The organism is Brevibacterium sanguinis, from assembly GCF_003315415.1.
Lineage (GTDB): Bacteria > Actinomycetota > Actinomycetes > Actinomycetales > Brevibacteriaceae > Brevibacterium > Brevibacterium celere_A.
Map to the genome: position 1 here is coordinate 1 of NZ_QNSB01000018.1, position 19,810 is coordinate 19,810.

General features: G+C 68.3%; 15 protein-coding genes and 1 rRNA gene. 7 read left to right on the forward strand and 9 right to left on the reverse strand.

Annotated features, from left to right (window positions below; translation table 11 throughout):
* A 5S ribosomal RNA gene (gene rrf, locus DFO65_RS17475) occupies nt 1–93 on the forward strand; the annotation flags it as partial.
* A gap of 126 nt (nt 94–219) precedes the next feature.
* Here the strand turns inward: rrf and DFO65_RS16655 are convergent.
* Nucleotides 220–1,146 (reverse strand): LysR family transcriptional regulator, encoded by a 927-nt coding sequence (locus DFO65_RS16655; protein WP_113905575.1) that lies wholly within the window; start codon nt 1,144–1,146, stop codon nt 220–222.
* Nucleotides 1,147–1,262: 116 nt separating this feature from the next.
* On the opposite strand from DFO65_RS16655, the gene DFO65_RS16660 reads away from it, so the two are divergent.
* The 3 genes from DFO65_RS16660 (at nt 1,263) to DFO65_RS16670 (ending at nt 5,380) form a co-directional block, all read left to right on the forward strand.
* Nucleotides 1,263–2,858, forward strand: coding sequence for an aminotransferase class I/II-fold pyridoxal phosphate-dependent enzyme (locus DFO65_RS16660; protein WP_113905576.1), 1,596 nt, complete (start codon nt 1,263–1,265; stop codon nt 2,856–2,858).
* A gap of 177 nt (nt 2,859–3,035) precedes the next feature.
* Entirely contained in the window at nt 3,036–4,466 is a 1,431-nt protein-coding gene (locus DFO65_RS16665; RefSeq protein ID WP_113905577.1) for an amino acid permease, read from the forward strand.
* Nucleotides 4,463–5,380, forward strand: coding sequence for a universal stress protein (locus DFO65_RS16670; RefSeq protein WP_113905578.1), 918 nt, complete (start codon nt 4,463–4,465; stop codon nt 5,378–5,380). Before DFO65_RS16665 ends, DFO65_RS16670 begins: the two co-directional genes overlap by 4 nt.
* Before the next feature lie 165 nt (nt 5,381–5,545).
* On the opposite strand, the gene DFO65_RS16675 is transcribed toward DFO65_RS16670, so the two are convergent.
* Nucleotides 5,546–6,817 (reverse strand): DUF6882 domain-containing protein, encoded by a 1,272-nt coding sequence (locus DFO65_RS16675; protein ID WP_113905579.1) that lies wholly within the window; start codon nt 6,815–6,817, stop codon nt 5,546–5,548.
* 186 nt (nt 6,818–7,003) lie between these two features.
* On the opposite strand from DFO65_RS16675, the gene DFO65_RS16680 reads away from it, so the two are divergent.
* From DFO65_RS16680 to DFO65_RS16690, 3 genes are all read left to right on the forward strand, one after another.
* Nucleotides 7,004–8,737 carry an ABC transporter ATP-binding protein gene (locus DFO65_RS16680; protein ID WP_113905580.1) on the forward strand — a complete coding sequence of 578 codons (1,734 nt, stop codon included), beginning with the start codon at nt 7,004–7,006 and terminating at the stop codon, nt 8,735–8,737.
* 75 nt (nt 8,738–8,812) lie between these two features.
* Nucleotides 8,813–11,050: an ABC transporter ATP-binding protein gene (locus DFO65_RS16685; protein WP_245940849.1), complete on the forward strand. Its 2,238-nt coding sequence runs from the start codon at nt 8,813–8,815 to the stop codon at nt 11,048–11,050.
* A gap of 386 nt (nt 11,051–11,436) precedes the next feature.
* The gene (locus DFO65_RS16690) at nt 11,437–12,837 is read left to right on the forward strand and encodes an ICP22 family protein (RefSeq protein WP_147233393.1); all 1,401 of its coding nucleotides are present in this window, start codon (nt 11,437–11,439) and stop codon (nt 12,835–12,837) included.
* Nucleotides 12,838–12,850: 13 nt separating this feature from the next.
* On the opposite strand, the gene purQ is transcribed toward DFO65_RS16690, so the two are convergent.
* The 7 genes from purQ to DFO65_RS16725 all read right to left on the reverse strand — a co-directional run bounded on the left by purQ (nt 12,851) and on the right by DFO65_RS16725 (nt 19,674).
* Nucleotides 12,851–13,609, reverse strand: a complete 759-nt coding sequence (purQ, locus tag DFO65_RS16695) for a phosphoribosylformylglycinamidine synthase subunit PurQ (RefSeq protein ID WP_113905582.1) — start codon at nt 13,607–13,609, stop codon at nt 12,851–12,853.
* Nucleotides 13,609–13,863: a phosphoribosylformylglycinamidine synthase subunit PurS gene (purS, locus tag DFO65_RS16700; protein ID WP_113905583.1), complete on the reverse strand. Its 255-nt coding sequence runs from the start codon at nt 13,861–13,863 to the stop codon at nt 13,609–13,611. The genes purQ and purS overlap by 1 nt, the downstream gene beginning before the upstream one ends.
* A 100-nt stretch (nt 13,864–13,963) precedes the next feature.
* Nucleotides 13,964–15,346 carry an NAD(P)/FAD-dependent oxidoreductase gene (locus tag DFO65_RS16705; protein WP_113905584.1) on the reverse strand — a complete coding sequence of 461 codons (1,383 nt, stop codon included), beginning with the start codon at nt 15,344–15,346 and terminating at the stop codon, nt 13,964–13,966.
* A gap of 151 nt (nt 15,347–15,497) precedes the next feature.
* Nucleotides 15,498–16,361: an ABC transporter permease gene (locus tag DFO65_RS16710; protein ID WP_113905585.1), complete on the reverse strand. Its 864-nt coding sequence runs from the start codon at nt 16,359–16,361 to the stop codon at nt 15,498–15,500.
* Nucleotide 16,362: 1 nt separating this feature from the next.
* Nucleotides 16,363–17,352: an ABC transporter permease gene (locus DFO65_RS16715; protein WP_113905586.1), complete on the reverse strand. Its 990-nt coding sequence runs from the start codon at nt 17,350–17,352 to the stop codon at nt 16,363–16,365.
* The gene (locus tag DFO65_RS16720; protein WP_113905587.1) at nt 17,349–18,509 is read right to left on the reverse strand and encodes a polyamine ABC transporter substrate-binding protein; all 1,161 of its coding nucleotides are present in this window, start codon (nt 18,507–18,509) and stop codon (nt 17,349–17,351) included. Before DFO65_RS16720 ends, DFO65_RS16715 begins: the two co-directional genes overlap by 4 nt.
* A gap of 1 nt (nt 18,510) precedes the next feature.
* Nucleotides 18,511–19,674 carry an ABC transporter ATP-binding protein gene (locus tag DFO65_RS16725; RefSeq protein ID WP_113905588.1) on the reverse strand — a complete coding sequence of 388 codons (1,164 nt, stop codon included), beginning with the start codon at nt 19,672–19,674 and terminating at the stop codon, nt 18,511–18,513.
* Nucleotides 19,675–19,810: the final 136 nt, after the last annotated feature.

Here is a 19,810-nt window from a genome sequence, read left to right on the forward strand (position 1 = left end):
GCCCGGTTAACCGTTCCGATCCCGGTAGCTAAGCCCATTCGCGCTGATGGTACTGCAACTTGGTGGTTGTGGGAGAGTAAGTGACCGCCGCAAAATTTACTTGAGTGGCTCCTCGTGTCCAGTCGTGTTCTTCCTCGGAGAAGAGCGGGGCTGGCCGCGAGGGGCCATTCTCATTTCCCCTCCCCATCGGTCGGATCCTCCGGATCAATGGAACCGGCGCTAGCCGGCCTCCACCTCGGTGATGGCCTTCCTCACCACTGCGGCGAACCGGCGGACGGTCGGCGGCAGCTCCTTGCCCGGCCCCACCGCTGGAGCCGCAAGAAGGAGGGACCGGGCGAACCGGGGCTCGGCGATCGGCCGGAGGACCACACCGGCAGGGGCGTTGCCCGCCGCCATGCTCGGCACCAGACCGATGACCATCCCGGCCCCGATCATCCCGAGCATGACCGAGAAGTCGTCCGTGCGGAACGCGACCTCGAGAGAATGCCCGGCCGCCCGGAAGGCGTCGATGACGACGAGATCCATCGGGTCGTCGGGAGTCGACCCGAACAGCCAGTTCTCCTCATCCAACGTCAGCAGGGTCTCGAGATCGATCGGCTCGGGCACAGCCAGCGGGTGGGACTGCGGCAGCGCGAGGTAGAGGGGATCCCGGAACACCTCGGTGGTCTGGATGTCCGGGGCGAAGGGCAGGTCGTATCCGGGCACCGAGTAGACGAGGACGACGTCGTACTCATGGCGGTTGATGTGGGAGACGAGCTGCCCGAACTCCTCGAGCGTGCTCTGGATGTGGATGCCCACATCCTTGGCGAGGCCGACGATCGAGGGGAGGAAGAAGGCCGCGGCCGTGGGGAAGGCGCCGAACTGCAGGCGCGTCGCTCCCGTCGCGGCATGCGCGCGGACGTCCTTGAGCGCTCGTTCGCTGAGGTTGAGGATGCGGTTGCCCTGCTCGAGCATCATCGTGCCCGCCGGCGTCAGCGTCGACCCGCGAGTGGATCGGCGCAGCAGGGGAGTGCCGACGAGCCGATCGAGATTGCGCAGATGATAGTCGACGGAGGGCTGGCTCCAGCCCAGCTGACGAGCGGCGGCAGTGACAGAGCCCGTGAGGCTCACCGCCCTCAGCGCCATGAGTTGCCGCAGATCAAGCATAAGACGAGTCTAGGTCCGTCGGACGGCGTTTCACGCCGGCGCACCATACCCTCTATGGTGCTCGGCAGTCTTTACGGGGATTCACCCCGCCGGGTTCCCGGGCCGAAGATGGAACCATGCTGGAATCGTCATCACAGACCGTCACCCTGCCCCACGAGCTCGACACCGTCGACCGGGTCGCTCGCACCACCTCGTCGACCCGGGAGCACAGCTGCTTCCGACTCGATCAGGATCGGGCCCCCTACGCCGAGGCGCTCGAAGAGTTCGCCGGACGCGGACCCATCCAGCTCATGGTCCCCGGCCATGGCGGCACCGATGCCGGGATGAGCACCGGCCTGTCCGATTTCATCGGGGAACGCGCGCTGCGCCTCGACATCCCCATGCTGCTCGACGGCGTCGACCTCGAGGACGACTCTCCCTTCGACGAAGCCGTGGCCCTTGCCGCCGACGCCTGGGGTGCGCGCCGGACCTGGTTCCTCACCAATGGCGCCTCCCAGGCCAACCGGACCGTCGCCCTCGCCGTGCGCGGACTCGGCGAGAACGTCCTCTCCCAGCGCAGCGCGCACTCGAGCTTCAGCGATGGGATCGTGCTGGCCGGACTGCACCCCAGCTACGTCCTGCCCAATGTCGACACCCGCAACGGCATCGCCCATGGCGTCTCCCCGCAGGCCCTCGAGACCGCACTGCGCGAGGCACAGGATCGCGGTCGGCCCGCCTCGGCGGTCTACATCGTCTCCCCGAGCTACTTCGGCTCGGTCGCCGACGTCCGGGCGCTGAGCGAGATCGCGCACTCCTTCGGCGCACCGCTCATCGTCGACGGGGCGTGGGGTCCGCACTTCGGGTTCCACCCGCGCCTCCCCGAGTCGCCCGCCCGCCTCGGCGCGGACCTCGTCGTCTCCTCGACGCACAAGCTCGCCGGATCGCTCACGCAGTCGGCGATGCTCCACCTCGGCGACGGTCCGTTCGCCGATGTCCTCGAACCCCTCGTCGAGCGGGCGTTCGCGATGACCGCCTCGACCTCGTCGTCGGCGCTGCTCATGGGATCGCTCGACATCGCCCGCCGCAGCCTCGCGACGAACGAGGACGCGATCGGTGCCTCGATCCTCACCGCCTGCCGCTTCCGCGAGCTCATCGCCGCCGACGAGAGGATGAGCGACGTGGGGGAGACGTTCACGGCCTTCGACGACATCGTCGACACCGATCTGCTGCGGGTGCCGATCGACCTCTCCGCGACCGGACTGAGCGCGCACTGGGTGCGTGACCAGCTCATCGGCGGACACGACATCTACTTCGAGATGTCGACCGCGACGACGCTGGTGGCCGTCATCGGCGCCGGCAAGACCCCCGACGTCGACGCCGTCCACCGCGCACTCGTCGCCGTCATCGAGTCCGAGGCCGCCGAGGAGGCCCGGGCCGAGTTCTCGGCCGCCGAGGACTTCCCCGCCCTGCCCACCCCCGGACGGATGCGACTGCTTCCCCGCGAGGGATTCTTCGCCTCCACCGAGGTGGTTCCCGCCGCCGAGGCGATCGGCCGGATCTCCGCCGACGCCCTGGCCGCCTACCCGCCCGGTGTGCCGAACGTCCTGCCGGGTGAGGAGATCACCTCCGAGACCGTCGCCTTCCTCGACGCTGTGTCGTCGTCGCCGACCGGATACGTCCGCGGCGCCGTCGACTCCTCGCTCTCGCGCTACCGCGTGATCGTCGAGGACTGAGTGCCCCGGCGACGGCCGCCGAGGTGGGCGGCCGTCGCAGCCGCCGGCACAGGTGCCGGCACCGAACCGCCGGCGCGAAGCCGGAACTGAACCGCCGGCGCGAAGCCGGCATTGACCGATCCGAACGACGTTCCGAGCCCTGGGCGACGAACCGACAAAGAAGTCTGGACCCACACCATGTCGACATTGAAAGAGCAGCTGTTCCGCGTCAAGCCGGTTCCGGCTCGAGGCACCGAGGACGACGAACGCGGCCTCAAACGCAGCATCGGGCTGTTCCCGCTGACCATGATCGGTGTCGGAGGCACGATCGGCACGGGCATCTTCTTCATCCTCTCCGAAGCGGTGCCGATCGCCGGCCCCGCCGTCATCTGGTCGTTCGTCATCGCGGCCGTCGTCGCCGGGCTTTCCGCCCTGTGCTACGCGGAGCTCGCGGGCAGCGTTCCCGTCTCCGGCTCGTCCTACTCCTACGCCTACACGACACTGGGCGAGCTGCCCGCGATGGGGGTGGCCGCCTGCCTGCTCCTCGAATACGGCGTCTCGACCGCTGCCGTCGCCGTCGGCTGGTCCCAGTACGTCAACCAGCTGCTCGGCAACCTCTTCGGGTTCCAGCTGCCCGAGGCACTGTCCTACGCCCCTGAGGAGGGCGGCATCGTCAACCTGCCGGCCGTCATCCTCATCCTGCTCTGCGCCCTCCTGCTCATCAGCGGCACCTCGCACTCGGCGATCACCAACACGATCATGGTCATCGTCAAGATCTCCGTGCTCATCTTCTTCGTCGCCGTCGGCCTGACCGGCTGGAACGCCGACCACTTCGCCGACTTCGCTCCCTTCGGCTTCAGCGGGGTGATGACCGGAGCCGGGATCATCTTCTTCTCCTTCGTCGGCCTCGACGCGGTCGCCACCGCCGGCGACGAGGCGAAGAACCCGCGGAGGAACCTGCCCATCGCGATCATCTCCGCCCTCATCATCGTCACCGCCGTCTACGTGCTCGTCGCGATCGCCGGCATCGGCGCCCAGGAGCCGGAGAAGTTCGACGGGCAGTCAGCAGGCCTGTCGGCGATCCTCGAGAACATCATCGGCGCCTCCTGGCCCGGCACCATCGTCGCCATCGGCGCGGTGATCTCGATCTTCTCCGTCACCCTCGTCGTCCTCTATGGGCAGACACGCATCCTGTTCGCGATGTCGAAGGACGGCATGGCGCCGAAGATCTTCCAGACCGTGCACCCGCGCACCATGACCCCGGTGCCCAACACGATCATCGTCGCGGTCGTCGTCGCCATCCTCGCCGGCGTCCTGCCGATCAACTTCCTCGCGGAGATGACGAGCATCGGCACCCTCGCAGCGTTCATCGTCGTGTCGATCGCGGTCATGGTCCTGCGCCGGCGCGAGCCGGGCCTCGAGCGCTCCTTCAAGGTTCCCTTCTACCCGGTGATCCCGATCCTGTCGGTCATCGGCTGCCTGTGGATCATCAAGGACCTGCGCCCGATCACCATCATCGTCTTCGCCGTCTGGACCGCCGTGTTCCTCGTCTGGTACTTCTTCACCGGGCGGAAGAACTCGGTGCTCGGCCGGCAGCTCGAAACCGGCACCGAGGCGGCTGCCCGATGAGCATCGTCGTCGGAGTCGCCCCCGGGCACGACAACGCTCCGGCCGTCCGCCTCGGCGTCCTGCTGGCCCGGTCCTATTCGCGGCCGCTCGTCCTCGTCGCCGTCAGCGCCGTCGCCTCGCCGTTGATCCTGCCCCGGATCGACACCGAGTACCGCGGTCACATCGTCGCGGTGTCCCAGGAGGTCCTCGCCGAGGCGGCCCGGCTCGTCCCCGACGACGTCGACGTCCGCACCCTCGTCCGGGAGGCCCGCTCGATCCGCCGCGGGCTGCTCGAGGTCTGCGCCGAGGTCGATGCGATGCGACTGGTCGTCGGCTCGGCCGAGGACAGCGAACCCGGCACCATCCGCCTGGGCTCCGTGTCGACGGGTCTGCTCCAGTCCGCGGAGCTGCCCGTCGCCATCGCACCGGCTGGGTTCGAGCTGCCCTCGGTCCCGACGCTGCAGCGCGTGACTGCGGCCTTCAACGGATCGAGCACCGCGGCAGAACTCGTCCGCGGGGCCGCGGCGGTGGCGGGCCTGGCCGGAGCCGTGCTGCGCATCGCCGCGTTCGCTCCGCGTCCCGAGTCGGCGATCACGGGGGTGAGCGCCGGATCGGGAGTCGACGCCGAGGATCAGCTCGTGCGTGAGTGGACCGACGTCATCCGCAGCCAGACCGCCGAGCTGCTCGACGACGCCGACGAGCTCAGCGGCCGCACCTCCGAGGTCGTGGTCGGGGTCGGTCCCGACTGGGACACCGCGGTGCGCGCCATCGGCTGGAAGGACGCCGAGGTGCTGCTCGTCGGGTCGAGCACGCTCGGTCCGCTGACCCGGCTGTCCCTGGGGTCACGGGCCGCGAAGATCATCAAGCACTCGCCGGTGCCGGTCGTGCTCGTGCCGCGGAAGGCGAAGGAGTCCTACGCCGCCCAAGCGGACTAGCCCCCGCCGGCGGTGGAGTCGCCGGTGGCGCGGCTCCAGCGGAATGTGCGCTCCGGCGTTCCTGACGGAACCGCATCACTTCTGGATCCATACATCCGTTCCGGAACAGATGTATGGATCCAGGGCTGATGGAGGCGAGGTCCGATCGCGCCGGAGGCAGCAGTGTCAGCGGCCGAAGAGCTTCGAGAACAGGCCTTTCTTCTTCTTCGGCTGCTCGGTCTGGTCCTCGCGGGCGGCCTCGGTCTCGTCGCCGGCTGCGGCCTCGTCACGCGCTGCGCCCGGCCGCCGGTCGGCGGGCCCGCTTCCTGCGGTGGTCTCCTCGTGCGTCGCGTCGGCCTCGACCTGCTCCCGGGCAGCTGCCTCGTCACGGGCGGCGGCTTCCTCGGCGGCATCTCCGACCGCCAGAGTCCCGGCGCGCTCGCGCTCATCCATCACCTCGGTGCGCTGCTCCTGCTCGTCTCCCACCGGTCGGCGGGTCTCCGCCGCCTCGGTCTCCGCTGCCTTGGACGACTCCTCGGAGGCAGGTGCGGGCACCTCGGCGGGCTTCTCGGTTGCGGGGGTGGTCGCTTCGGCCGTCTTCTCCGATCCGGGAGCGGTCGCCTCGGCGCCGGCACCCTCGGCCGCACGGGTTGTGGGCGCACCCACTGCCCCCGCGCCCGCGGCGGACGCACCCGCCCTGGCGGCACCGGTTGCGGTTGCCCCGGCGGCACCCGTACCCGCCCCGGCAGCGTCGGACGAGGCGAACTGCTCGGCGGCCTCGCCCTCGAGCGGGGACTGGACCTCGCAGTTGGAGATCCGCCGCTGCTCGTCGAAGGACAGGTCGGCGGAGCCGTCGGAGAAGAGCAGGCGGATCCCGTCGTCGGGCAGAGCGACCGTGGGGACTCCGCGCCTGGCCACATAGGCCTCGAGAGCGGCCCGATGATCGTCGACGGTGGTCAGGGTCAGCCCCTGCATGAGGGCGCGGACCGTCGCCTTGACCCGCGGGGCGGGCAGGGCGAGCTCGGGGGCCTCGACGAGCAGCCACACGGTCGTGCCCGCGCCGGCCGCGGCCGGATAGTGGGCCCACATCCCGGTCGCCGCCTTCGCCGCCAGGGTCAGACGCAGGGCCAGCTCGTCGTCGAGCTCGAGCTCGGGAGTCGTCAGCTCCGGAACGCCCTCCCCGGCACCGAACCGGCGGACCCGATGGGACACGGCGACCACAGGCTCGGGGAAGTCGTTGATGTTCTCCCACCCCCACAGCCACGTGCCGTGGGACTCGGAGCCGAGCAGGTGGGGGCGCGTCCGCAGCGTCCCGTCCTCGGAGGAGAACGTCAGCTGCGGATCCGCGGTGAAGTCGACGTCCCAGGACGCGTCGGCGATGAGCCTGCCGAAATGCGACTGCATCTCCGTGGAGAGGAAGACGGCGCTGTTGACCAGATCCTGCAATGTTGTGCTCATGGCCACCAGCCTAAGGGGGAGCCGACGTCTGGCGTGGAGGCACGCTGTCGTGTCAGTGCCTCGTGGTGGGATGTGGGTCCAAGGAATTCCGCCGGAGCTCTTGAAAGGTCGCAGAACTGATGTAAGATGATGTGTTGCTCTCACGACAGTTGACAATCGCTCCCCTTAATCCCCAGGACGTTCACTGTGGCTCTCTTACGCCTGTCCCTGAAATACGCGAAACCCTATTGGCTCTCCATCGTCCTCGTCGTGGTCCTGCAGCTGGCCTCGACCATCGCCGCCCTCTATCTGCCCAGCCTCAACGCCCGCATCATCGATGAGGGCGTCGCCAAGGGCGACACCGACTTCATCTGGGCGACCGGCATGACGATGCTCCTCGTCTGCCTCGTCCAGGTCGTCACCGCCATCACCGCGATCTACTTCGGCGCGCGAGCGGCGATGGGCGTCGGGCGCGACCTGCGCCGGTCCATCTACAGCAAGGTCGATGAGCTCTCGACCCTCGAGGTCGGGAAGTTCGGCAGCGCGACCCTCATCACCCGCAACACCAACGACGTCCAGCAGGTGCAGATGCTGGTCCTCATGACCCTCAACTTCATGGTCTCGACGCCGATCATGTGCATCGGCGGCATCATCATGGCCCTCCGCGAGGACGTCGGGCTGTCCTGGCTGGTGTGGGTGTCCGTGCCGACCCTGTTCATCGTCGTCGGCATCCTCGTCGTCCTCCTCATGCCGCTGTTCCGACGCATGCAGGACCAGGTCGACGACATCAACGGCGTCCTGCGCGAGCAGATCACCGGCATCCGCGTCATCCGCGCCTTCGTCCGCGAGCCGTTCGAGACCGACCGGTACGCCGACGCCAACCGCGCGCTGACCGAGACCTCGGTCAAGGTCGGCAACCTCTTCGTGCTCATGTTCCCCGCGATCATGATGATCCTCCACCTCGCGACCGCCGCCGTCCTGTGGTTCGGCGGCCACCGCGTCGACGCGGGACAGATGGAGGTCGGGTCGCTGACCGCGTTCCTCCAGTACCTCCTGCAGATCCTCGTGGCCGTGATGATGGGCGTGTTCATGATGATGATGATCCCGCGTGCCGTCGTCTGCGCCGAACGCATCTCGGAGGTCCTCGCCTCCACCTCGTCGATGGTCATCCCGGACGGGGTCGAGGAGCTCCCGCGCCGAGGCGAGCTCGAGTTCTCATCGGTCACCTTCGGCTATCCCGGCGCCGAGGTCCCCGTCATCGAGGACCTCAGCTTCACCGCCCGCCCGGGCACGACGACCGCGATCATCGGCTCCACCGGAGCGGGGAAGTCGACGATCGTCAACATGATCCCGAGGCTGCTCGACCCGCAGTCCGGCCGGGTGAGCATCGACGGCGTCCCCGTCAGCGCCTTCAACCGGCATCAGCTCGCCCAGCTCGTCGGCCTCGTGCCGCAGAAGCCCTACCTGTTCTCCGGCACGATCGCCTCGAACCTCCGCTTCGGCAGCGAGCATGCCGGCGACGACGAGCTGTGGGAGGCGCTGACGACGGCACAGGCCGCCGACTTCGTCGCCGCCAAGCCGGAGCAGCTCGAGGAGGGCGTGTCGCAGGGCGGGACGAACTTCTCCGGCGGGCAGAGGCAGCGGCTGTGCATCGCCCGGGCGCTGGCGGCCAAGCCGCGCATCTACGTCTTCGACGACTCGTTCTCGGCTCTCGACGTCGCCACGGATGCCCGGCTGCGGGTGGCGCTGCGCGAGACGACCGCCGACGCGACCGTCGTGGTCGTCGCCCAGCGCGTCTCGACGATCCGCGACGCCGATCAGATCATCGTCCTCGACCAGGGTCGGATCGTCGGCCAGGGCACCCACGACCAGCTCGTCGAGACCAACCCGACCTATCAGGAGATCGTCGAATCCCAGCTGTCCACGGAAGGGGTGAGCTGATTGACCGCCAACGACACCGTGACGGCCGACGAGGCCGTCGACGAGGAGTACGTGCCCCAGGGAGACGAAGGGGACATGTTCGGCGGCACCCCCGCCCGCAAGCCCAAGCACTTCTGGCCGTCGGTCAAGCGCCTCTTCGGACTCATGCGCTCGGAGAAGGTCGGACTGATCAACGTCGTCCTGCTCGTCGTCGGATCCGTCGTCCTCACCGTCATCGCCCCGAAGGTCCTCGGCCGTGCCATGGACATCGTCTACTCCGGAGTGATCGGATCGCAGCTGCCCGCGGGCGCCTCGATCGACGCGATCATCGCCGAGGCGCGCGCGGCCGGGGAGCACGACTACGCCGACATGCTCGCCACCGCCGAGGTCGTGCCCGGTCAGGGCATCGACTTCACGGCGCTCGGGCAGATCATCATCATCGTCCTCCTCATGTACCTCGTCGCCTCGATGCTCATGTGGGCGCAGGGATACATCCTCAACGCCCTGGTCATGAGGGTCGTCTACCGATTGCGCGAGGACATCGAGCGCAAGCTCAACCGGCTGCCGCTGCGCTACTTCGACACGCGGCAGCGCGGGGACGTGATGTCCCGGGTGACGAACGACGTCGACAACATCCAGCAGGCGCTGCAGCAGGCGTTCTCGCAGCTCGTGCAGTCGGCGCTGACGATCATCGGCATCGGCGTGATGATGTTCATCGTGTCCTGGCAGCTCGCTCTGCTCGCCCTCATCGCGCTGCCGCTGTCGGGCATCATCGCCGGAGTCATCGGCGTGAGGTCTCAGAAGCTGTTCAAGGCCCAGTGGAAGCACACCGGCGCGGTCAACGGCCACGTCGAGGAGTCGTTCTCGGGGCTCGACGTCGTGCGCGCCTTCGGACGCGACGAGGTCATGCTCGCCGAGTTCGACCGACGCAACGACGAACTGTTCAGGGCCTCGGCCGGGGCGCAGTTCGTCTCGGGCATGATCATGCCCGCGATGCAGTTCGTCTCGTACCTCAGCTACGTCCTCATCGCCGTCGCCGGCGGGCTCAAGGTCGCCTCCGGGCAGATGACCCTCGGTGATGCGACCGCGTTCATCCAGTACTCGCGGGAGTTCTCGCAGCCGATCTCCGAGATGGCCGGCGTCGCGAACATGCTCCAGTCGGGAGTCGCCTCGGCGGAGAGGACCTTCGAGCTCCTCGACGCCGACGAGGAGGAGCCCGACGACGCACGCGAGACCCTGCCTGCCCGCACGCCGGGCCGGGTGGAGTTCTCCGACGTCACGTTCCGCTACGAGGAGGACACCCCGCTCATCGAGAAGGTCTCCTTCACGGCCGAGCCCGGACACACCGTGGCGATCGTCGGGCCCACCGGCGCCGGCAAGACGACGCTGGTCAACCTGGTCATGCGGTTCTACGAGATCAGCGGCGGGACCATCCGCCTCGACGGGATCGACATCCGGGAGCTCACCCGCGCCGACCTGCGGTCGCACGTGGGCATGGTGCTCCAGGACGCCTGGCTGTTCGAGGGGACGATCCGCGACAACATCCGCTACGGGAGGCTCGACGCCACCGACGAGGAGGTCGTCGACGCCGCCCGGGCGACGATGGTCGACAGGTTCGTCAGGCAGCTGCCCGATGGCTACGACACGGTCATCGACTCGGATTCGGGCAGCGTCTCCGCCGGTGAGCGCCAGCTGATCACGATCGCGAGGGCGTTCCTCGCGGACCCATCGCTGCTCATCCTCGATGAGGCGACGTCGTCGGTGGACACGCGCACCGAGGTGCTCGTGCAGCAGGCGATGGCGGCGCTGCGCACCGATCGCACGTCGTTCGTCATCGCCCACCGGCTGTCGACGATCCGCGATGCCCACACGATCCTCGTCATGGAGAACGGGGCCATCGTCGAGCACGGCAGCCACGAGGAGCTGCTCGCGGCCGAGGGTGCCTACCACCGGCTCTACATGACCCAGTTCCGTGGAGAGGACGCCGAAGAGCACTTCACCGCCGAGGTGCTCGCCGAGTCCGAGGCCGAACCGGGAGTCGCCGCCCATGAGGCGGCGGCCGACGCGGCCGGCATCGGTGCGCCGGCCCTCGCCGTGGCGTCAGCCGTCACCGGTGCGCCGGCCGCGGAGGGCGACTCGGGTGCGGACGAGGCCGCTGCTGACGGAAGCACGGACGCGCAGGCGGCGTCGACAGCCGAAGGGTCGGCGAGGCCGGCCGGAACGGCAGTGGCCGACGCCGTGGTCGAGGCGGCGCGCGATGCCGATGAGGATCGAGAACTCGGTGCCGACGAGGTTCGAGAGCGCGGCTCCGACGAGGCTCGAGAGCGTGGCTGAGGAACCGTCGTCGAGGAATCCGCGCTGAGGAATCGGCACCGAGGAATCGGCGCCGAATCGCGGATGTCACTGCCCCGGGGCGTCGACCCCGGGGCAGTGGCGTCTCCGGAGGGAGGATAACGATTCTCCGAAGCCGTCGACGTGGATCCCACGAAGTCGTGACCGTCTCGATGCGTCGACCATGTGATCGGTGACCCTTTCGTCGCAGAGACCCCGACAAGGTCACCTGCAGATGCGCGTTGATACCGATTCGTTGCCGATGAGGCACTCTTCTCCATCTCGATTCCTTCATGAACTCAATGACCAATAGTCGGCAAGCGGGTCCGTTGTGCGTATTGTGCGAATCACCGCACTGGTGCACGAATCGCTTCGCTGGAGGGGTCAACATGAGACGGCTGGCATTGGCGGCGACCATCGCACTCGGGCTCGTCGCCTTCGGAGCGGTCCCGGTGGCCGCAGCCGACTCTCCGAGCATGGGCATCGTCGCCTCCGGCGCCGCGGGCCCGCTGGCCGCCGAAGCGGGTCCGGAGGACACCGAACGTTCATCGCTCTCCGGTGAGGACACCGACCCGACCGGCGACCCAGATCCAATCGAGGACACCGACCCGACGGGCGACCCAGACCCGACCGAGGACGCCGAGCCGACCGACGAGGCTGAGCCGACGGAAGATTCCGACTCGACCGAATCCACCGACTCCGCCGAACCGATCGACGCGGTGTTCCTCCTCCACACACCCCAGCTGACCCCGGAGGAGCTCGCCGACCCCGACAGCGGCATCCGGTACTCCATCGAGGGGCTGCGGGCCGGGGACGTCATCACCCCCAGCCTCGGCGACGGTCCGACGACGGTGGCCGAGGACGGGACCTTCGACGGCACGATCGTCGACGACTCCTCACCCGAGGTCGGTACGCGCCTCTACTTCACCGTCACGGTCGACCGCGACGGCGTCGACTCCGCCACATTCGAGGGCAGCGTGGAGATCATCGCCGAGACCCCGAGCGGCGCAGCGCCGAAGGTCGCACTCACACCGGCGCAGATGCCTCTCAGCGAGTTCCGCGACGCGGGAGCCACCGTGGCGGTGACCGGCTGCGAGCCGGACACCGACATCCAGCTGCACGCGGCCCTCGCCGAGGACCCGGACACGACGACCTGGGAGACGAGCGTGACGGCCGATGGCGAGGGCGCCGCGGAGGCCACGTATCAGGTGGATCCCGACATCGACGACGGCTACGGCTTCATCGGCGAGCACATCGTCCGCGCCACGTGTTCGGAGGTCACCGGCGAGACGTCGCTCACGGTCACGCCGAACGGCGGCGACACGATCGACCCGACACTCACCGTGGACCCGACGACGGTGAGCGGGGCCGACTTCGTCCGCCGGGACAGGGGAGTCATGCTCACGGCCCGCAGCTGCGGGTCGGGGCGCGAATCCGTGCGCTTCGAGGTCTGGGGCACCGAGCCGAGGACCCTGCTCTTCGATCGGACCGTCGACGTCGACGAGGTGGGCACCGCCTCGGTGAGGGTCTTCGGGCTCGAGGACAGGCCGGAAGCGTATGTCGGCAGCTACTCTGTCGCGGCCACCTGTGGTGACACCGTGCTCGACGGGTCGTTCACGGTCATCAGCAGCTCGACTGAGGGTCCGGGCCGGCCCGGCGATTCCGACCAATCGGCATCGATCCCGCGCACGGGCGCCGAGATCACCGGCGTCGTCGCGGGAGCGGTCCTCATCCTGCTCGGCATCGGCGCGATCGTCGCCGCCCGGAGGAACTCCGGGTCAAGCGCGTGAGGACCGAGGCGTCTCAGCCGTTGTCGACGAGGGCACGCACCGCCGAGGTGAAGATCCCGCGGCCGTCGACTCCGCTGCCGTCCTCGGGGCCGAACCCTGCCTCGACGGCGTGCTCGGGGTGCGGCATGAGGCCGACGACGTTGCCGCGCTCGTTCGCGATCCCGGCGATGTCGCGCAGGGAGCCATTGGGGTTGAGCCCCTGATATCGGAAGACGACGCGGCCAGTGGCTTCGAGCTCATCAAGCACGTCGTCGGTGGCGACGAACCCGCCCTCACCGTTCTTCAGCGGGATCCGGATCGTCTGGCCCTGGCTGTAGTCGGAGGTCCACGCGGTATCGGCGTTCTCGACGAGGAGGTCCTGATCCCGGCAGATGAAGTGCTGGTGATCGTTGCGGATGAGCGCACCCGGCAGCAGGTGCGATTCGCACAGCACCTGGAAGCCGTTGCAGATGCCGAGCACCGGCATCCCCGCGTTCGCGGCGGAGACGACGGCCTCCATGATCGGAGCGAAGCGGGCGATGGCGCCGCAGCGCAGGTAGTCGCCGTAGGAGAAGCCTCCGGGCAGGATGACGGCGTCGACGCCCTCGAGCGTCGAGTCCGCATGCCACAGGTTGACCGGTGTCGCGGTCGCGAGGCGAACGGCGCGGGCGGCGTCGCGATCGTCGAGGGACCCGGGGAACGTGACGACCCCGATCCTCGGCGCCGTGGTTCCCGTCGCCTCGGCGTCAGCGGCTCCGGCGAACACGGCGGGGTCGATGGTGGTGCCGGTCATCAGGCGTCCTCGAGGGCGTGGACGGACACGACGTTCTCGATGACGGGGTTCGACAGCAGCTTCTCCGCGGCCTCGCGAGCCTGGGCGAGCACGTCATCGGTGATGTCACCGTCGACCTCGAGTTCGAAGCGCTTGCCCTGCCGGACCTCGCCGAAGCCGGTGAATCCGAGTCGGGACAGCCCACCGGAGATCGCCTTGCCCTGGGGGTCGAGAATCTCGGGCTTGGGCATCACCTCAACGACGACACGTGCCATGCGTCCACTGCTCCTTTGTGAAAGTGTTCGGGAGGACCTCCCGCGCTCGATCCCAGTCTATCAAGGGCGGAAGGGCCTCCCACGGGCAGCCGACCGGACGTCAGGAGTCGAAGCCCATGCCGACGGCGTCGAGGACCCTGAGCAGCGGACCTCGCCGCCCCTCGTTCTCATCCGCCCTGATGAGAGCCTTCGTCGTCATCGTGATGCCGAGCCAGGCGACAGGTTCGGGCGGGAACGGCAGGGGCAGCTTCCGCACCATCTCCAACCGGGTCAGCTCCGTCTCCTCTCCGGAGAGGAGATCGAGCATGACGGTGCCGGCGAAGCGGGACGCTCCGACGCCGAGGCCCGTGAAGCCGGCCGCCATCGCGACCTTCCTCCCGTAGGCGGTGGTGAAGAACGCGAAGAACCGGGAGCAGGTGTCGATCGCGCCTCCCCATTTGTGGGTGAACCTCACATCGGCCAGCTGCGGGAACGTCTGCTGGAAGTGCTCGGCGAGGGTCTCGAACGTCTCCTCGCGCTGGTCGTACTTCCATGACACCTGCCTTCCGTAGTGGTAGACGGCGTCCCACCCGCCGAACAGGATGCGATTGTCGGCGCTCAGCCGATAGTAGTGGAAGCGGTTGGCGCAGTCGCCGATGCCCTGGCGTCCCTCCCAGCCGATCGCGGCCAACTGGTCCTCGGACAGCGGCTCGGTCATGAGTGCGTAGTCGTAGACCGGGACGGTGTGGAGGCTGACCCGCTTGAGCAGCGAGGGGAAGACGTTCGTGGCCAGGGCCACGCGGTTCGCGGTGATCGTCGCCCGTTCCGTCCTCACCCGCACGGTGAAGCGCTGATCGCTGACATCGGTGACCTTGGTGCCCTCGTAGACCTCGACGCCGAGCTCCCGGATGACGCGCAGCAGCTCCCAGCACAGCTTCGCCGGGTGGACCATCGCGACCTCGCGCGAGTCCCAGAGGGCGGCCTTGTACGTCGGGGACCTGACGATCTCGGCGAGCTCGTCGCGATCGTAGAAGATGAAGCCGTTCTCCGGGTCGTGCGCATCCCGCAGGGCGGGCACCTGGTAGTCCTCGGTCGCGACATCGAGCTCACCGGTGCGTTCGAACTCGCAGTCCATTCGGTACTTCGCGACCGCCGCCTCGATCGCGTCGAGGTTCTCCCGGCCCAGCCGGGCGAGCTGGTCGTTCTCCTTCGGCAGGTGGGACGCGCCGTTGTCGTATCCGTGGGTGAGGCTGGCGGCGCAGAATCCGCCGTTGCGCCCCGAGGCGGCCCAGCCGACCGAGTTCGCCTCGACCAGGACCACATGCCGTCCCGGGTCACGCTCCTTGGCCTGCAGCGCGGTCCACAGCCCGGTGAATCCGCCGCCGACGACGAGGAGGTCGGCTTCGATGTCGGTCTCGAGCGGCGGGAGGGGAGTGGGGCGTTCGTCGGTGTCGAGCCAGTACGGGACGGTGGAAGCGTCGGCCAATGCGGCGTGGACGTCCATGTGTCACTTCACTTTCTGCGGTGTGCGGTTGGTCGACGGTGGGGGTGCGGAGTTGCGATGTGCGGTTTGTCGACGGTGGGGGTGCGGAGGTGCGGGAGGGCGCCGAGGTGAGGGCAGGGACTCCGACCCCCACCTCGGCGAGGTCGCCGGTTCAGGCGGCCATGGTCTTGATGATCTCCGTCGAGCTTCCCCCGGACCTGCGCAGGACGAATCCGACGAAGGCCAGCGCGAGCAGGGTGAGGAGGAACATCAGCGTCGAGATCGCCGCCACCTCCGGCCGCAGGGCCACCCGGACCGCGGAGAAGATGTAGACCGGCCACGGGGTGTAGCCGGGCTGCTGGACGAAGCTCGAGAGGATCGTGTTGTCGAGGCTGACGGTGAACGACATCAGCGCGCCGGCGAAGATGCCGGGAGCCGCGATCGGCAGGGTGATGTCCTTGAACCGGTTCCACGGCGTCGCGCCGAGGTCGGCGGCGGCGTCCTCGAGCCGGGTGTCGATGCCAGCGAGCCGAGCCCGGACGATGAAGGTGACGATCGCCATCGAGAACATCGCATGCGAGATGATCAGGCGCACGAGCCCGTTGTTGAGCGGGGTGACGCCCCAGTCGACCCCGACCGTGACGAACCACGGCAGGAACGAGATGCCGTCGACGATCTCCGGCGTGACGAGCGTGAGGCCGAGCAGAGCGGTCAGCCCCAGCGCCCACCACGCGCCCCTCCTGGACCGGGCCAGGGCGACTCCGCCGAGGGTGCCGAAGATCGTCGCGACGACCGCGGTGCCCAGCGCCGCCTGGAGGCTGGTGACGACGGACGAGATGATGACGTCGTTGTTGATGCCGCTGATGTAGGCGCCGAGACCGAAGTCCTGGAAGTTCGCGAGCACCTTTCCGTTGTTGAACGAGTACGCGACGATGACGGCGATCGGCACGAACAGGTAGATGAAGACGATGGTGCCCCAGACGTGGAGCGCGATGTCCGTCGGCGTCCGCCTGGCGAACGTGTTCTTCCCGGCCATCTCAGACCCTCCCCTCGGTGAGCTGGACACTGTTGATCCTGGCTGCGATCCTCTGGCCCAGCCACAGGAGGGCGAAGCCGATGCCCACGACCGCGAGGGTCGCGAGGATGAGGATCATCGCCATGGCGGCACCCAGCGCCCAGTTCTGCGCGGTGGTGAACTGATTGGCGATGAGCTGGCCGATCATCGACCCGCTCGCGCCGCCGAGCACGGTGGCGGTGACGTAGTCGCCGTTGAGCGGGATGAAGACGAGCAGGCATCCCGAGACGACTCCCGGCATCGCCATCGGCAGCGTCACCTTGAGGAACGTCGTCAACTTCCCCGCGCCGAGGTCGTAGCTGGCTTCGCGCAGCTTGTGGCCGGAGGCGTCGATGGCGACGAACAGCGGCAGGATCATCAGCGGCAGATAGTTGTAGACGACGCCGATCTGCACGGCCGTGCGCGTGTAGAGGATGTCGAGCGGACCGTCGAGGAGTCCCAGACCCTGCATCCAGTTCGACAGGAAGCCTTCGGGGGAGAGCATGATCTGCCAGCCCAGGGTGCGGACGAGGAAGTTCGTCCAGAACGGGACCATGACCAGCGCCAACGCCAGGGAGCGCCGGGCCGGGGAGACCTTGATCGCCAGCCAGTAGGCGAAGGGCAGGGCGATGAGCAGGCACAGGATGGTGCCAAGCACGGAGATCCGCAGGGTCGCGAAGAACGTCGTGACGAATGCGCCCGACATCGCCTCGGGGTACCGGTCGAGGGAGAGCTGGTCGGTGGCGACGGCGGTGAACTCATCGGGTTTGTAGCCGAAGCTGTAGAACACGACGAGGGCGACCGGCGCGACGAAGAAGAACAGGACGTAGGCCCAGGTCGGGAACGACATCGCCGCAGCACCGAAGACCCGGGTGGCGACCCGGTCCGACTTCCTCCCGCGATCGGGCCGTCGTCCGTCTGCGGCCGGGGCTCCGACCCGCGTCGAGGTCTCGGCAGTGGTCTGAGTGCTCATGCTCCGCTCCTTGCCTGGGCATCGGCGAAGATCGATGTCCTGATCTGATCGGCCGGTGTCTGCTTGCTGGCCTCGAGCCGGTCGAGGACCTCCTGGGTCGGGAAGATGAGTTCGGGCAGGCTGAGGTCCGCCCCGGCGGCGAGTTCCTCCAGCCCCTTGATGCCGATCGGGTAGCCGATGTAGTCGAGCTGGTCGATCGCGGTGTTCGGGGAGAGCATGTGGTTGATGAATGCGTGGGCGGCGTCCGGGTGGGGCGCCCCCGTGGCCAGTGCCCAGCAGTCCATCCACAGGTTCGCCGAGGGCGTCGGGAACACGAACTTCCAGTTCTCCGGGCTCGCGACCTCCGACATGCCCTGCCGGGCGTCGCCGTTGAAGGCCTGGAGCAGAGTGAAACTGCCCTGGATCATGCCCGTGGCGACGTTGCCGATGTACGCCTTGGTGTTCGGGGCGATCTTCTCGAGGATGAGCGTGCGGGCCTCCTCGAGCTCGGCCTCGTCCTCGGTGTTGAGACTGTACCCGAGCGCGGCCAGGGCGATCGCCGCGACCTCCCACGGGTCCTCGAGCAGGGACGTCGTGCCGGCCGCCTCGTCCTGGGCGACGTCGATGAAGTCCTGCCAGCTCGTCATGTCCCGCGAGATCTTCGTCGTGTCGTAGACGTAGCCGGTCGTTCCCCACGCCTTGCAGACCGAGTACTTGTTCTCGGGATCGAAGTACTGGTGGGTGAAGTTCGGGTCGACGTGCTCGAAGTTCGGGATGAGGTCGAAGTCGAGCTCCTGGAGCAGGTTGTGCTTGAGCATCTTCGGGATGTTCGAGCCGGTCGGCACGACGACGTCGTACCCGGAGGTGCCGCGGGAGGTCGCGAGCTTCGCGATGAGCTCCTCGTTCGACCCGTAGGAGTCGACCTGGACGAGGACGTCGTTCTGCGACTTGAAGGCGTCGATGAGGGCGGGGTTGTCGTAGTCACCCCAGGTGTAGAGGTTGAGCTTCGACTCGAGTTCGCCGTCCAGGGCGGGGGAGGCGGCCATCTTCGTCGTCCGCGAGCAGGCGCTCAGGGCGCCCAGGCCCGCCACCCCGAAGCCGGCGAGCAGCGCCCGCCTGCTCAGCCGGGCGGCCGCGGTGCGCGGGGCCAGGAAGCGGACATCGGCATCATTCGTCATCTCAGGCACCGTCCTCGACGGCGTAGACGGCCACGGCGTCGGCGTCCCAGCTGAGGTCCACCTCGGCGCCGGCCTGGAGGAGCTGGGATCCGGAGGCGGGCACCCGGGCGAGGATCTCGTCGTTCGACCCGACCTGGACCATGTACTGGACGACGTCGCCGAGGAACGAGACCGACAGGATGTGTCCGCGTGCCGTGTTGACCTCCGGGTCGTGGGCGCCGGCGGCGGCCACGCGCATCCGCTCGGGGCGGATGGCGACGCGGACCCGGTCACCGACGGTCAGTGCCGACTGCGACCCCGACGCCGAGGCGGGGCCCGCGGTCAGGGACCGCGTCTCCATCACGGTGTTCGCCGTCCGCAGCCGCGCGCCCGAGGAGTCCGTGGAGGTCACCTCGGCGGGGACGAAGTTCTGCTTGCCGATGAAGCCCGCGACGAAGCCATTGTCCGGCTGGGCGTAGATCTCCTCGCCGGAGCCGATCTGCTGGATGACGCCGTCGTACATGACGACGATCCGGTCGCTCATCGCCAGGGCCTCCTCCTGGTCGTGGGTGACGAAGATGAACGTCGTGCCGAGCTTCGCATGGAGGCGCTTGAGCTCGAGCTGCATCTCCTCGCGCAGCTTGCGGTCGAGCGCGGACATCGGCTCGTCGAGGAGGAGAACCTCGGGGCGGTTGACGAGCGCCCGGGCCAGGGCGATGCGCTGCTGCTGCCCGCCGGAGAGCTGCTCGGGTTTGCGTCCCGCGAACTCCTCCATCCGCACGAGCGCGAGGACTTCGCGAACGCGCTCGGCGATCTCGGCCTTCGGCGTCTTCGCCTGCTTGAGCCCATAGGCGATGTTGTCGGCGATGTTCATGTGCGGGAACAGCAGGTAGGACTGGAACACCGTGTTCACCGGACGCCGGTGCGGCGGCAGGCCGACGATGTCGCGACCGGACAGGAGGATCCGGCCGGCGGTGGGGGATTCGAACCCGGCGATCATCCGCAGCAGGGTCGTCTTCCCGCAGCCCGACGGGCCGAGCAGGGAGAGGAACTCGCCCTGACGCACCGAGAGGTCGAGCTTCTCGATCGCCGTGGTGGTGCCGAAGTCCTTCTTCACGCCCTGGATCTCGAGGTGCTCGAGATCCTTGGCGGCCGTGGCGTCGGCTTCCTGGGTGAGAGTGGTCATGATTGCCTTTCAGCGAACGGGTGCAGTGGTGGCTGGAACGGTGGTGGGGGCCGAGGCGGTCGGGGCGTTCGTGGTCTCGGCCCCCACCACCGTTCCAGCCACCACTGCACCCGTTCGCTGAAAGGCAATCATGACC

Coding starts and splice junctions, on each gene's coding strand:
- DFO65_RS16655 (WP_113905575.1), bottom strand. CDS start 1,146: ATGCTTGATCTGCGGCAACTCATGGCGCTGAGGGCGGTGAGCCTCACG.
- DFO65_RS16660 (WP_113905576.1), top strand. CDS start 1,263: ATGCTGGAATCGTCATCACAGACCGTCACCCTGCCCCACGAGCTCGAC.
- DFO65_RS16665 (WP_113905577.1), top strand. CDS start 3,036: ATGTCGACATTGAAAGAGCAGCTGTTCCGCGTCAAGCCGGTTCCGGCT.
- DFO65_RS16670 (WP_113905578.1), top strand. CDS start 4,463: ATGAGCATCGTCGTCGGAGTCGCCCCCGGGCACGACAACGCTCCGGCC.
- DFO65_RS16675 (WP_113905579.1), bottom strand. CDS start 6,817: ATGAGCACAACATTGCAGGATCTGGTCAACAGCGCCGTCTTCCTCTCC.
- DFO65_RS16685 (WP_245940849.1), top strand. CDS start 8,813: ATGTTCGGCGGCACCCCCGCCCGCAAGCCCAAGCACTTCTGGCCGTCG.
- DFO65_RS16690 (WP_147233393.1), top strand. CDS start 11,437: ATGAGACGGCTGGCATTGGCGGCGACCATCGCACTCGGGCTCGTCGCC.
- purQ (WP_113905582.1), bottom strand. CDS start 13,609: ATGACCGGCACCACCATCGACCCCGCCGTGTTCGCCGGAGCCGCTGAC.
- purS (WP_113905583.1), bottom strand. CDS start 13,863: ATGGCACGTGTCGTCGTTGAGGTGATGCCCAAGCCCGAGATTCTCGAC.
- DFO65_RS16705 (WP_113905584.1), bottom strand. CDS start 15,346: ATGGACGTCCACGCCGCATTGGCCGACGCTTCCACCGTCCCGTACTGG.
- DFO65_RS16710 (WP_113905585.1), bottom strand. CDS start 16,361: ATGGCCGGGAAGAACACGTTCGCCAGGCGGACGCCGACGGACATCGCG.
- DFO65_RS16715 (WP_113905586.1), bottom strand. CDS start 17,352: ATGAGCACTCAGACCACTGCCGAGACCTCGACGCGGGTCGGAGCCCCG.
- DFO65_RS16720 (WP_113905587.1), bottom strand. CDS start 18,509: ATGACGAATGATGCCGATGTCCGCTTCCTGGCCCCGCGCACCGCGGCC.
- DFO65_RS16725 (WP_113905588.1), bottom strand. CDS start 19,674: ATGACCACTCTCACCCAGGAAGCCGACGCCACGGCCGCCAAGGATCTC.